The 12,553-nt window shown below is 46.6% G+C and carries 12 protein-coding genes and 1 tRNA gene; 11 read left to right on the forward strand and 2 right to left on the reverse strand.

Annotated features, from left to right (window positions below; all coding sequences use genetic code 11):
- Positions 1-3 precede the first annotated feature (3 nt).
- Genes phnD through phnN form a run of 5 tightly spaced genes read left to right on the forward strand, consistent with a single transcriptional unit; the run spans position 4 to position 4,315 of the window.
- A complete protein-coding gene (gene phnD, locus ACYSNS_RS10420; protein ID WP_461723098.1) occupies positions 4-996 on the forward strand; it encodes a phosphonate ABC transporter substrate-binding protein in 993 nt (330 codons plus the stop codon).
- Positions 997-1,055: 59 nt separating this feature from the next.
- Complete coding sequence (phnE, locus tag ACYSNS_RS10425) at positions 1,056-1,850, forward strand: phosphonate ABC transporter, permease protein PhnE (protein WP_461723099.1); 795 nt, start codon at positions 1,056-1,058, stop codon at positions 1,848-1,850.
- Positions 1,850-2,539 (forward strand): DUF1045 domain-containing protein, encoded by a 690-nt coding sequence (locus ACYSNS_RS10430; protein WP_461723100.1) that lies wholly within the window; start codon positions 1,850-1,852, stop codon positions 2,537-2,539. Before phnE ends, ACYSNS_RS10430 begins: the two co-directional genes overlap by 1 nt.
- A gap of 2 nt (positions 2,540-2,541) precedes the next feature.
- Positions 2,542-3,687: an alpha-D-ribose 1-methylphosphonate 5-triphosphate diphosphatase gene (locus tag ACYSNS_RS10435; protein ID WP_461723101.1), complete on the forward strand. Its 1,146-nt coding sequence runs from the start codon at positions 2,542-2,544 to the stop codon at positions 3,685-3,687.
- Positions 3,677-4,315: a phosphonate metabolism protein/1,5-bisphosphokinase (PRPP-forming) PhnN gene (gene phnN / locus ACYSNS_RS10440; RefSeq protein WP_461723102.1), complete on the forward strand. Its 639-nt coding sequence runs from the start codon at positions 3,677-3,679 to the stop codon at positions 4,313-4,315. The genes ACYSNS_RS10435 and phnN overlap by 11 nt, the downstream gene beginning before the upstream one ends.
- 33 nt (positions 4,316-4,348) lie before the next feature.
- On the opposite strand, the gene ACYSNS_RS10445 is transcribed toward phnN, so the two are convergent.
- Positions 4,349-4,600: a hypothetical protein gene (locus ACYSNS_RS10445; RefSeq protein ID WP_461723103.1), complete on the reverse strand. Its 252-nt coding sequence runs from the start codon at positions 4,598-4,600 to the stop codon at positions 4,349-4,351.
- A gap of 1,133 nt (positions 4,601-5,733) precedes the next feature.
- Here ACYSNS_RS10445 and ACYSNS_RS10450 point away from each other — a divergent pair.
- Both ACYSNS_RS10450 and ACYSNS_RS10455 read left to right on the forward strand, forming a co-directional pair.
- Positions 5,734-5,949, forward strand: coding sequence for a hypothetical protein (locus ACYSNS_RS10450; RefSeq protein WP_461723104.1), 216 nt, complete (start codon positions 5,734-5,736; stop codon positions 5,947-5,949).
- A gap of 518 nt (positions 5,950-6,467) precedes the next feature.
- Positions 6,468-7,235, forward strand: coding sequence for a LuxR family transcriptional regulator (locus ACYSNS_RS10455; protein WP_461723105.1), 768 nt, complete (start codon positions 6,468-6,470; stop codon positions 7,233-7,235).
- 279 nt (positions 7,236-7,514) lie between these two features.
- On the opposite strand, the gene ACYSNS_RS10460 is transcribed toward ACYSNS_RS10455, so the two are convergent.
- Positions 7,515-7,588, reverse strand: a tRNA-Gln gene (locus tag ACYSNS_RS10460).
- Between the two features lie 336 nt (positions 7,589-7,924).
- Here ACYSNS_RS10460 and ACYSNS_RS10465 point away from each other — a divergent pair.
- From ACYSNS_RS10465 to proB, 4 genes are all read left to right on the forward strand, one after another.
- The gene (locus ACYSNS_RS10465) at positions 7,925-9,331 is read left to right on the forward strand and encodes a Ppx/GppA phosphatase family protein (protein WP_461723106.1); all 1,407 of its coding nucleotides are present in this window, start codon (positions 7,925-7,927) and stop codon (positions 9,329-9,331) included.
- Positions 9,328-10,071 (forward strand): RlmE family RNA methyltransferase, encoded by a 744-nt coding sequence (locus ACYSNS_RS10470; RefSeq protein ID WP_461723107.1) that lies wholly within the window; start codon positions 9,328-9,330, stop codon positions 10,069-10,071. The genes ACYSNS_RS10465 and ACYSNS_RS10470 overlap by 4 nt, the downstream gene beginning before the upstream one ends.
- 308 nt (positions 10,072-10,379) lie before the next feature.
- On the forward strand, positions 10,380-11,402 hold the full coding sequence (obgE, locus tag ACYSNS_RS10475; protein ID WP_461723236.1) for a GTPase ObgE: 1,023 nt from the start codon (positions 10,380-10,382) through the stop codon (positions 11,400-11,402).
- Positions 11,403-11,408: 6 nt separating this feature from the next.
- Entirely contained in the window at positions 11,409-12,539 is a 1,131-nt protein-coding gene (gene proB, locus ACYSNS_RS10480; RefSeq protein WP_461723108.1) for a glutamate 5-kinase, read from the forward strand.
- The last annotated feature ends 14 nt before the right edge of the window (positions 12,540-12,553 follow it).

The raw sequence follows: 12,553 nt of genomic DNA on the forward strand, positions 1-12,553 counted from the left end.
TTTATGAAAAAGTTCCTAAAAGGGCTTGTCCTTGCTTGTGTTATGTCCAGTACAGCGACAGCCGCTTTCGCTGAAACTTTAAATTTCGGCATCATATCGACTGAATCCCAATCCAATTTGCGCACCCAATGGGAACCTTTCCTGGCTGACATGGAAAAGAAGACGGGTTTTGAAATCAAGCCGTTTTTTGCATCAGATTATGCCGGTATCATCGAGGGAATGCGTTTCGGCAAGGTCGATATCGCTTGGTATGGCAATAAATCCGCCATGGAGGCCGTTGATCGCGCAAAGGGTGAAGTGTTTGCCCAGACAATCGCAGATGACGGGAATCCGGGCTATTGGGGTACGTTGCTTGTTCCGGCAGATTCCCCGATCAAATCAGTTGACGATGTTTTAAAATGTGACAAGACGCTCAATTTCGGTATTGGTGATCCGAATTCCACATCGGGTTATCTTGTTCCCATGACATTCCTTTTTGCGGCAAAAGGAATTGATCCCAAGGATTGCTTCAAGACAGTTCGCAATGCCAATCATGAAACAAACGCCATGGCAGTTGCCAACAAACAAGTGGATGTCGCAGCCAACAATACTGAGAACATGGCCAAGCTCGAACAGAACAATCCTAAAGCTTATGCCAAAATTCGCGAAATCTGGCGTTCCCCTCTTATCCCCGGTGATCCGATCGTGTGGCGATCAGACCTTCCCGATGCGACCAAAACCAAGGTCAAAGATTTCTTCCTGACCTATGGTACGGATAAATCCACAGGCGATGTAAAGGAAGAGCTTACCGTGTTAAAGGGTTTGAGCTGGTCGCCTTTCCGTGCTTCTGACAATAATCAATTGTTGCCAGTGCGCATTATGGAAATGGCACAAAAAATCAGCAAGGTTGAAAATGACAGCAAGCTTGATGCAGCTCAAAAAGCAGAACAGCTGAAGACGTTGAATGAGCAGAAGGCTGCTTTCGAAGACAAATTGGCATCGCTGAATAAAAGCTGATTTTTTTGAAATGTCAGGATGGAAGCCTTCGCTTCCATCCCTTTTTTACAGGGTAAAAAATGTCTGAAATGACCGCGCAATATTCTGCCTTGGATAGGCCGCGCCGCTGGAAACGATGGATTTTTCCAGCTTTGGTTCTTGGCGCTCTCGCTTGGAGCTGGGGCCCTGCTGAAATGAACCGATGGCCGCTTTTGTTTTCTGAATCGGGAAATATGGCGGAATATGCCTCCGGTTTCTTAAGTCCGGACTTCTCGGAGTGGCGTTACTATTTGTCGGAAATGCTGGTTACTATCCAAATAGCAATATGGGGCACGTTCCTGGCTGTTATTTTAGCCATTCCGCTTGGCATTGCTTCGGCGGGTAATATGGTGCGACCTATTGTTTTGCAACCGGTACGCCGACTAATGGATCTTTGTCGTGCCATCCACGAAGTCGTGTTTGCCGTGCTATTCGTAGTTGCTGTCGGTCTTGGTCCTTTTGCCGGTGTCATGGCGCTTTTCGTCCATACGACCGGTGTGCTTGCCAAACTATTTTCCGAGGCGGTCGAAGCAATTGATCCGCGCCCTGTCGAAGCGATAAAGGTAGCTGGTGGCAGTCGTATCCAGCAGGTGGTCTATGGTGTCATTCCGCAGGTTATGCCGCTTTGGGTTTCGTTCTCGCTCTACCGCCTTGAATCTAACGTGCGATCGGCAACAGTTCTCGGCATTATCGGTGCTGGCGGAATAGGACAGGTTATGTTTGAGTCCATCCGTGCTTTCTATTATCCGCAGGCATCGGCAATTCTTATCATAGTGGTACTTGCCGTGACGATCATGGATCTCGTCTCACAACAATTACGGAAATTTTTTATATAATGCGTGTCGCTGTTTATTTTACACCGGACGATCAGCATGGATTGAGTGCGGCCGCCGCCAAATGGCTTGGTTGGGATCCGCATTCTGCATCCTTGATCGAACGCGCTGTCGCGGATGACCGAGCAGCAGTTTCCAAGCCGGCTCACTATGGTTTCCATGCCACCATCAAGGCACCTTTCCATTTGGCGCCGATGCAAACGCTTGATGCATTGCAGTCTGCTCTGACCGATTATTGTGGCGATGCGGGGCCATTCGAACTTCCCGCACTTGAAGTTCGTAAGATAAAAGATTTTTTCGCCCTCGTTCCACAAGGCGACCTCAAACATCTTACGCTTTTGGCCAATGAGACAGTACGTTTTTTTGAACATTTTCGTGCGGATATTACGCTGCAGGATATTGCCAGGCGCCATCCGCAATTTTTAACAGAACGGCAAAATCACTATCTAAAAGAATTCGGCTATCCTTATATTTTCGAATTTTACCGTTTCCATATGACGCTTTCCGGCTCTGTTGCACAGGAGCACCAAAACATCGTCGAAGAAAGTATTTACAAGCATTTCGATAAATTTATCGGCCGTCCGCTTGCCTTTGACGCTTTGTCTTTATTTGTCGAGCCTTCACCCCAGCAGCCTTTTTATTGCCATAGCCGACACATGCTCGGCAAAAAAACAAAATCGGAGTTTCTATAAAAATGTCATCAGAGCAGATATTTCGCAATGCCCGTATTGTTCTGGAAGATGCGGTCATCCATGGAACTCTGGTTACCAAAGACGGTCTCATCCAGCACATCGATGAGGGAAATGGCACAATCGGGGAGGATTGCGATGGACAATATCTCGTTCCCGGTCTCGTAGAACTCCATACCGATAATGTTGAGGCGCATTTACATCCCAGACCCAAAGTACGTTGGGATACAATGGCTGCTCTTCAAGCGCATGATATGCAAGTATGTGGTTCAGGAATTACCACCGTTTTTGATGGTTTACGGGTAGGGCATGAAGAATTGCGGGTCAAATCCAAGGATGCAATGGAAGAGCTGCTGGAGATTGCCGATGCTGTGTCGAAGGCGCAAGCTGATAACCTTCTGAAATCGGAACATTTCATTCATCTGCGCTGCGAGGTTTCTCTGCCAGACACAGTTGGCGCGTTTGACAGGATTGCCGATAATAAGCAGGTGCGGTTGGCATCGCTGATGGATCATGCGCCCGGACAGCGCCAATTTGCATCCCTTGATGCCTATAAAACTTATTATCAAGGGAAATATGGCATCTCCGATACCGAATTTGATGATTATGCAAAGCGCAGAATTGCGCAGTCGGAACGTTATTCTCGCAGCAACCGTGAGACCATAGCGATACAGGCAACCGAAAAAGGTATCGCTTTGGCAAGTCATGACGATGCGACAATCGATCATGTGAGTGAGGGAATCGATCTCGGGGTTGTCGTTGCGGAGTTTCCAACCACTCTGGAAGCTGCCCGTCACGCACATAAGAACGGATTGCATGTGTTAATGGGGGCACCCAATGTTGTACGCGGAAAATCCCATTCCGGTAATATTTCGGCTGCAGACCTTCTTGATGCAAACTGCCTTGATATTTTGTCTTCTGATTATGTCCCCTTTAGCTTGATGCAAGCTGTCTTTGCTCTTGCATGCCAGGATGAAAAAAAACTACCGCAAGCTGTTCGTTATGTAAGTACCAATCCCGCCCGCGCGGCTGGCTTAGATGACAGAGGTTGCCTGAAAGAAGGCTTACGTGCAGATATTGTACGCGTTCGAAAGCAGGATGCAGTGCCTGTTATCAGCGGTGTTTGGAGGGAGGGGATCCGTGTTGCGTAATAAAAACGCTTATTCTGCGCCGGGCATACATCTTTCTGATACAGGTTGTTTTGTAGCTGTCGTCGGGCCAAGTGGTGCTGGTAAGGATACCGTTCTTAATGCAGTTCGTGCGCTGCTTGGCGACGATCAACGTTTTGTTTTTGTACGCCGTGTGGTGACACGAAAAGCAGAAGGTGAAGACCACACGAGTATATCCAAACCGGAATTCCTAAGACAACGTTTTCATGGTGCCTTTTGCATCGATTGGCCAGCCCATGGTTTGTTCTATGGGCTACCAAGGTCTGTGATCGCTGATATAAATGCCGGCAAGATTGTGATTGCAAATATATCGCGCAACGTCATAAGACGCTGCCAAAATCTCTTTGAGAATGTTGTGGTCATAGAAATTACTGCTGATCACGATGTGCTTCGGGACCGTTTACAACAGCGTGGGCGTGAGCAGATGAATGATATTGAGCGACGCTTAAAACGTGCGGCAATGCCATTGGACGTACCGGAGGGAATAACGCATATCTGCATCAACAATTCGGGCGCGGCTGAAACAGCAACAGACGTTCTGCACAAGACGCTGCAAACACTGGTGATGAACCCAAAAGACATATTGAAGGAAAACAGAACCGTACAGTAACATCATAAAGAGTTGCTGTACGGCCATTATGCACTATTCGGCCTCGTCACTATCCGGTTCGCTGGAATAAAGATTTTCCTCGACAACATCTTTATCTTCATCGCTTAGAGGATTTTCAACATCCTCCAATGACTTATTACGCTTGCGCTCTGCACTATGAGAGCCATTCGCTAAGTCATCAAAGATATCGACCGTATCAACAGGCCCACCAGCAGCGACATCCGCATCATCAATGGCTTCGACGTCAATAATTTTCATGTGTTTATTTTTGTTCTGGTCGGTCATACTTAGAGCTCCTAATTTTGTCGCTATGCATAATACTGCGCTTTCGTAATGTCAGTTACAAGGCTTATCTCACATCTTTCTGATAACGTTTCAAACCGAGATTATTGGCAGCAACCCATCTTTCAATGCGTGAAGGGAATAAATTGTAAGAACGATTCAGGTCAATGCTGAAATGACTGTGCAGGTCATCGCAACAGACTGCTGCACTTAGAAACAGAAGCGTAATGAATGAAAGTACTCGCTAGATAATTGTTTTACTGTTCGGTTTTTTCTGTTGTCAATATTGCATAAAAATTCTAGAGGAAAACAATATTAATATATGGGGATGATAATACTTGCGTATATTCGAAAATTTCTGTTCATTACGTTTTTTTGATTCTATTAACGGGATGCAGTAGTAGTCAAATACATACTATTCCGAATCTTTTAAGCAAAGTCTTTGAAAGAGCAATGAATACCGCTACACCATTGGCAATTACCACCTTGGAGAGGTTTTGTGTAGATAACGCCTTCTCGACAGATAAAATGATTAAAGCAGCAAAAGCCTATAGTGTAAAAATCAAGCTACCAAAACTCATAAATATAGATCCGAATCGATCACCTCTACGAGAATGACAACCGCTGATGATGCGCGGGAATTTGTTATTTTTTCACCTACCATGGAATGTCAAGTCAGGGCCTTGACGGATAAGTCTCTCATTATCTCTGCTTTATTTTTAACCAGCTATAATGATGATGCAAAGGCTTTAGAAAAAAAACGGGCATGATGTTATTTAAAAATTTCGGTAAAGATATAACTGTTTCACGATAAATAAAAGAAACAAAAAGTGGCGGTAATATTCGGACGATACGTTATAGTCAGAAATATGCACATTACGAAAACGGTCAACTCATAGGTTATACGTTGAATCCGGCGGAAAGTATGAATATTCTGAATATGACCCATGAGTAGTAATATTTTGAAGATCAGTATTGGAAATGTAAACCCACCTTTACGGTAAGTTTATTATGGATACTATGCCATTTCCCATGGGAACGTAGTCTGAGACCGGATAGTCGTTAACTGTGGGATACCGATATAACTGCCTTCGCTAGTGCCTATGGGTGAAAGATAAATAGGCCGCTGCCCGTAAATGCCTACAATCAGTTATCTTAAGGATAGGCGGGCGTTATGCGTTGTGTTCGGTGCTGAGATAGTGGCGGGAACGATTTTTCACCTGCTCGGTGATTATGACCTTATCCATAATATCTCTGTCGCTACTCAAAACATTATAGGATTGAATGGATTTTTATTTTGTGCACTTGCCGTTAGAGCGATTAGTGCGGCTATCGGACTAGTCGACGGATAAGACATCATAATAAGTAATGATAATGTTAACATACAAATTTTGAACGTTCCGCATATCATGGAAATATTAAATTTCCTGTAACTTCAATAACGTTCTCAACAGGTATTAAGCGGTAATAATAACAACGATTTAATGATGCCTACATTTATAAGACCTGTTTATTGTGCAAAAAGATCGGCGCAATTTTTATTGGGAGGACCCAATGTACTGTTGTTTGAGTAGTTTAGAAAAGCAGCGCATATTGAAAACATGGGCGGCTGAGGCATTTTACAGAAATGCTCGAACGGAGGGAAAAATATTTGAATTTCTAGCCTCTTTGCTCGACGAAAAAATCCGTTGAACAATCCGATTATGTGGTTTAGAGCGCCTCCTCATTATTGCTGCCGTTGGTTGCAAAAGCCGCATAAAAAGCGTACTCATTTTAAGTGGACATAAACAATCAATGGGTAAACTCTAAGGTATTGAAGTAATGATCGATACCCTGAAGATTTACAGGGGGCTATCTGGCATAAGTCGAAATGTTAGAAAAATTTGAGTTTCGATCTGATACCGCACAAATAATGGGTTTTTATCCATTGCTTATTTCAGATTTGCAAGTTTTACGCGAAAAATGCATGGAGTTGACTACGTTCTTCAATCTGCAGAATATCACATATTTCTGCATCAATGATAACGGGCTGAAGACGGAAGAACCGGTTGTTATCACAACATACAGCCAAAAGTGGCAAGACTATTATCGACAGAATGAATTTTACCTTTACGATCCTGTCCTCTATCAGACTTTTGAGCAAGTATTGCCAACAGATTGGCGTGACTTTGAAATGAGGTCGGCCAAAATAAAAGAGATAATGACCGCATCTCGAGAATTTGGAGTAGGTGATTATGGCTTGAGTATTCCATTGCGTGGGCCAAGATCAGAACGTGCTATCGTATCCATAACGCACGACGGAAATGCAAGAACATGGGAGCGATTAAAGTCAGTTTACATGAAAGATTTCATGATAATAGCGCAGCTCATTCATGCGACTGCTTTAAACCTTAAAAAATCAAATTCCCGTATTGAATCCGATATGCACCTTGGAATGACGCCTCGTGAACTCCACTGTTTATATTGGGCTTCGCAAGGCAAGACCACGCACGAGACAGCCATCATTATGGGAATATCTCAAAATACGGTTAGAGCGTATATCGAATCTGCACGGCGAGAACTAAATGCTACATCAATTGCGCATGCGGTAAGTAAAGCTATCCAGTTGAACCTCATGCCCGTGTATCTGAAACCATAATTGTTAGTATCCGGTTTTGCGCTAAGCAATTGGGGCCGGTTTTATAGGAAATAAATGTAAGAAATTCTCGGCTTCATATCTTTCAGATAATAATCAGGCCAAAAACGCAGCACCAACGTTTTCTCTTCAAGTGTTTGTGGGGTAAGTGAAAAGTGAACAGGCCACGAAGAACATACGGCAAAGACTGTGCCGACTTTTGTGCAGCGCAAAACCACCAATTGTTCTCATTTTTCGGATTATTCTAGAGAGTTAAAACTTATATTTTTCTAGGAAGAGAAGTGGCTGGGGAACCTGGATTCGAACCAAGACTGACGGAGTCAGAGTCCGCTGTTCTACCATTAAACTATTCCCCAGCATTTCTGCCAGACTGCCAGAATAGCAAGGCTTTTATCAGATTCGATTGAAGATACAAGCCCAAATTTTGCAAAACAAATATAACGCGGATTTGTCAGTCAATCGCCGACAGTCGGAGACTTCATCCTGATTGTATGGCGCTATATGATCGTCGCGATGAAACTCGACGCTCACTCACTTATGAAAATCAAGTATTATATTTCAACGAAATTATCACAACTCACGGTCTTCCTATTGGTAATTTCGGTCAACGCTGTTACATTATATGCAACGATAGAAAATTTGGTGCGAACCTTAGAGTGAATTGCTCGGTTGCACTTGAAGGAAAGAGAAAAATGACTCCGTTGGATCAGAGTCCGAAAGGGCCGGAGCGGGGGAACGCTGGCAGGGAATGTGCGGAACAACTGCACGTCCGTGCCGATAGTCATGCAAACGGCGACCCATCGTCGCCGGGTGACACGTCACATGCTGTTCCCTTGAAGAAAAAACGCGCACGTCGGCGCCAGCGTGGAAAAATAGCTGTCCATACGGACACTCAAAATGGTGTGGCCGAGCAAAAAAAGCGGCGCCGAAGAAAGCGTGCAAAGAGGCCTTTAACGTCTCCAGCCCTTGATGCCGAAAGGCCGAAAGCAGGTGCTGTATCGCAGCCGCATGAAAAGCCGCACCATCACGGTTCTATTCAATATGCCATGCAGCGTAAAATGCCGCTTTATGCAGCACTTGATCTTGGCACAAATAATTGTCGCCTGTTGATCGCAACACCTACAAAACCCGGTCATTTTCGCGTGGTTGACGCATTTTCGCGCATTATCCGTCTGGGCGAAGGTCTAGGGCATAGTGGCCGGTTAAATGATAAGGCTATGGATCGCGCAATCGAAGCGTTAAAAATCTGCCGATCAAAACTTGATCAGAAACATATTCGCAGGCATAGGCTGATTGCAACCGAAGCTTGTCGTTCGGCGGAAAACGGTGCGACTTTTATCCAGCGTGTTTTGGATGAAACAGGGCTCGATCTGGAAATTGTTGATCGGGAAACTGAAGCTCGTTTGGCCGTTTCCGGTTGCGGTACGCTGGTCGAACACGATACGGATGCCATTGTGCTCTTTGATATTGGGGGTGGATCATCTGAAATAGCGTTGATCGATATCTCGCAAAAACGCTCACCGCGTCTCGCAGAACATATTACGGCATGGACATCCTTGCCCGTTGGTGTCGTGACACTGGCAGAACGTTTTGGTGGGGAAGATGTGACTGCGGAAGACTTTGAAAAGATGAAAGATCATGTGCGCAATCTTTTACAGTCTTTCAGTGGACGGGATAAATTGGGCGCTTTGGCGAAAAGCCCGCGATTCCACTTGCTGGGAACATCTGGGACGGTGACAACATTGGCGGGTATTCACCTTGATCTGGAGCGTTATGATCGCCGTAGGATTGACGGGGTTTGGATGGATAGCACCGATGTGACACGTATGACAGAACGGCTGCTTTCATGGAATCTGGCGCAACGGATAGCAAATCCGTGTATCGGGCAGGATCGGGCAGACCTTGTGCTTGCGGGGTGTGCAATTCTGGAGGCAATCCGTGAAATCTGGCCTAGTGAACGCTTGCGGGTAGCAGATAGAGGATTGCGTGAAGGTATATTGACTGAATTAATGTCGCGAGATGGAGCATGGAGACGGCGCAAACGCCCTGCTATACAACATCCACGAACAGCCAATCGGAATGAAAGTGAATTTTTATGAAAAAGCCAACGGGAACACGGACAGGCGGGCGCGGTGGTGCTGGTTCACGCGAGTTACATACCCGTGTGAAGAAAAAAGCAGGGACGATTAAAGCCTCGTCAAGGCGTTGGTTGGAACGACATTTAAACGATCCCTATGTACACCAGTCAAAAATAGACGGTTATAGATCGCGTGCTGCTTACAAATTGATCGAGATTGATGATCGCTACAAGCTGCTCAAAAAAGGTCAGAAGGTTATCGATCTTGGTGCCGCGCCCGGTGGCTGGTGCCAAGTGGCAGCGCGAATTGTCGGTTCTACCGATGCGGATCCATCGGTTGTCGGCATCGATTATCTCCATGTCGATCCGCTGCCCGGTGTAACCATGTTGGAAATGGACTTCCTGGATGAAGATGCTCCGCAAAAATTGATGGAAGCGCTCGGTGCGCGACCCGATTTGGTCATATCAGACATGGCAGCGCCAACAACAGGTCACAGACAGACAGATCACATACGCACGATCTATCTCTGCGAGGTTGCAGCGGACTTTGCGATATCGGTATTGAAACCCGGGGGACATTTTCTGGCAAAAACATTCCAAGGTGGTGCGGAAAATGAATTGCTGACAACGTTAAAGCAGAACTTTAAAACCGTTCATCACGTCAAGCCGCCGGCCAGTCGGGCTGAATCGGTTGAGCTTTATCTGTTAGCACGTGATTTTAAGGGAAAAAAAACCGAAGATGTTTCGTCTAGGGCAGGTTGACGCTTTAAAGAATAGTCGCGTCTTAGACAAATTTATTCTGTTTTGAGGGCTTTGAAGCGAAACATCTTTGCATATTTGACGACAAGTGACGATAATCAAGACGATTTCTGCAAAAACGTCGCTCGTTCTCGATGGGCACTCCATCTCAAAGTGAAGCAAAACTCTGCAACAGCGCGTAAGTAACCCAGTAAATCGGCGTCTGTTGGGTGTAGTCGAAAAAGTCACGCACAGTGCTGTGTGATGTCGCTATGGCATTGCAGACAAGTTTACGCTATGAAACAGCCAATTCGAAAATAAGAGCAGCCGATATGAAATTTCTTGATCAAGCAAAAGTCTATATTCGTTCCGGGACTGGTGGCGCCGGTGCGGTTTCATTCAGGCGCGAGAAATTTTTGGAATTTGGTGGGCCAGACGGCGGCGATGGCGGACGCGGTGGTGACGTTTGGGCGGTGGTTGTTGATGGTCTGAATACGTTGATTGACTACCGCTATCAACAGCATTTCAAGGCTAAGACCGGTATGCATGGCATGGGCCGCAATATGACGGGCGGCAAAGGTGATGACGTTGTATTGAAAGTACCGGTTGGCACCCAGATTTTTGAGGAAGACAACGAGACACTTATTTGCGATTTGACCGAGGTCGGGCAGCGTTTTCGGCTTGCGAAAGGTGGCAATGGTGGTTTTGGCAATCTGCATTTTACAACATCGACCAATCGTGCGCCGCGCCGTGCCAATCCTGGCCTGGAGGGTGAGGAACGCACTGTTTGGTTGCGCTTGAAGCTGATTGCTGATGGCGGACTGGTTGGATTGCCGAATGCTGGAAAGTCGACATTCTTGGCATCTGTTACAGCTGCGAAGCCGAAAATAGCAGGATATCCTTTCACGACATTACATCCCAACCTTGGCGTAGCGCGGATCGACGCGCGCGAATTCGTGTTGGCCGATATTCCGGGTTTGATCGAAGGTGCGCATGAAGGTGTTGGCATCGGCGACCGTTTCCTAGGGCATGTTGAACGCTGTCGTGTGCTTCTTCATCTTGTATCGGCGCAGGAAGAAGACGTTGCCAAAGCTTACGAAGTTATCCGTGGTGAGTTAGAGGCCTATGGCCACGGCCTGATAGACAAAACCGAGATTGTGGCTCTCAGTCAGATTGATACGCTCGATAAGGACGCGCGCAAAATCAAACAGAAAGAGTTGGAAAAAGCAGTCGGGAAACCGGTTATGCTGCTTTCTGCTGTTAGTCGTGAGGGGCTGGAAGATGCCTTGCGTGCGGTGGCGCGCATTATTGAAGCCGATAGGGCACAAGCAGCTGGTGAAGCAATAAAGGAATAGGCAGAGATGGTGCAGGGGTTGCAGAAGCTTGGTCAATATAAACGCATCGTTGTCAAAATTGGCTCAGCCCTTCTTGTCGATCCCAAGCATGGGCTGAAAACCGCATGGCTTGCCAGCCTTATCGCTGATGTTGCGGCGTTGCGTGATAAAGGAGTTGATGTCCTTTTGGTTTCCTCCGGTGCTATAGCGCTTGGGCGCAGTTTGCAGCAGTTGCCGGCTGGCTCGTTAAGGCTTGAACAAAGCCAAGCCTGTGCCGCGTTGGGGCAGATAGAATTGGCACGCGCTTATGGAGATGCATTAAAGCAGCATGGGATAAAAACAGGGCAGATATTATTGACCCTGATGGATACCGAAGATCGTCGCCATTATTTGAACGCCCGCGCGACCATCAACACGCTTTTGCGTTTCGGTGCGGTGCCGGTCATCAATGAGAATGATACCGTTGCCACCAGTGAAATCCGCTATGGTGATAACGATCGTTTGGCAGCGCGCGTTGCGACGATGATGGGGGCTGATCTTCTCATCCTGTTATCGGATATTGACGGCCTATATACTGCGCCGCCGCATTTGGATCCGCAGGCGCAATTCATACCGTTTATTGAATCCATCAATGCCGATATCGAAAAAATGGCGGGGGCTGCTGCCTCGGAATTATCGCGTGGCGGCATGAAAACCAAACTCGACGCAGGCAAGATTGCTAACAATGCCGGAACTGCTATGGTTATCACGTCGGGCAAAAGATTGTCGCCATTGCATGCCATTGATGCTGGCGAGCGTGCCAGTTTTTTTGCCCCAAGTGAAAAACCTGTGAGCGCATGGAAAACATGGATATCTGGACATCTCGATGCTGCGGGGAAAATCACGATCGATAATGGCGCTGTCGAAGCTTTAAAGGCGGGAAAGTCACTTTTGCCTGCTGGTGTCGCCAAGGTCGAGGGCATGTTCCACCGTGGTGATACGGTTGCCATTCTTGATCACGACGGAATTGAAATTGCGCGTGGTCTTATTGGGTATGACCGCGAAGAGGCGGGACTTATCGCAGGGCGCAAAACATCGGAAATCGAAGCTATACTCGGCTATGAGCCAAGATCCGCCATGGTGCATCGCAATGACATGGCGTTACACGATGCACCATAGCTCCAAGTAGCTGA

This window comes from Bartonella sp. LJL80 (genome assembly GCF_054871565.1).

What these genes read in the sequence shown, in the direction of transcription:
- ACYSNS_RS10445 (WP_461723103.1), bottom strand. Translation starts at nt 4,600, where the DNA reads ATGACCGACCAGAACAAAAATAAACACATGAAAATTATTGACGTCGAA.
- ACYSNS_RS10435 (WP_461723101.1), top strand. Translation starts at nt 2,542, where the DNA reads ATGTCATCAGAGCAGATATTTCGCAATGCCCGTATTGTTCTGGAAGAT.
- ACYSNS_RS10470 (WP_461723107.1), top strand. Translation starts at nt 9,328, where the DNA reads ATGAAAAAGCCAACGGGAACACGGACAGGCGGGCGCGGTGGTGCTGGT.
- phnD (WP_461723098.1), top strand. Translation starts at nt 4, where the DNA reads ATGAAAAAGTTCCTAAAAGGGCTTGTCCTTGCTTGTGTTATGTCCAGT.
- proB (WP_461723108.1), top strand. Translation starts at nt 11,409, where the DNA reads ATGGTGCAGGGGTTGCAGAAGCTTGGTCAATATAAACGCATCGTTGTC.
- ACYSNS_RS10430 (WP_461723100.1), top strand. Translation starts at nt 1,850, where the DNA reads ATGCGTGTCGCTGTTTATTTTACACCGGACGATCAGCATGGATTGAGT.
- ACYSNS_RS10455 (WP_461723105.1), top strand. Translation starts at nt 6,468, where the DNA reads ATGTTAGAAAAATTTGAGTTTCGATCTGATACCGCACAAATAATGGGT.
- ACYSNS_RS10450 (WP_461723104.1), top strand. Translation starts at nt 5,734, where the DNA reads ATGCCTACAATCAGTTATCTTAAGGATAGGCGGGCGTTATGCGTTGTG.
- ACYSNS_RS10465 (WP_461723106.1), top strand. Translation starts at nt 7,925, where the DNA reads ATGACTCCGTTGGATCAGAGTCCGAAAGGGCCGGAGCGGGGGAACGCT.
- obgE (WP_461723236.1), top strand. Translation starts at nt 10,380, where the DNA reads ATGAAATTTCTTGATCAAGCAAAAGTCTATATTCGTTCCGGGACTGGT.
- phnE (WP_461723099.1), top strand. Translation starts at nt 1,056, where the DNA reads ATGTCTGAAATGACCGCGCAATATTCTGCCTTGGATAGGCCGCGCCGC.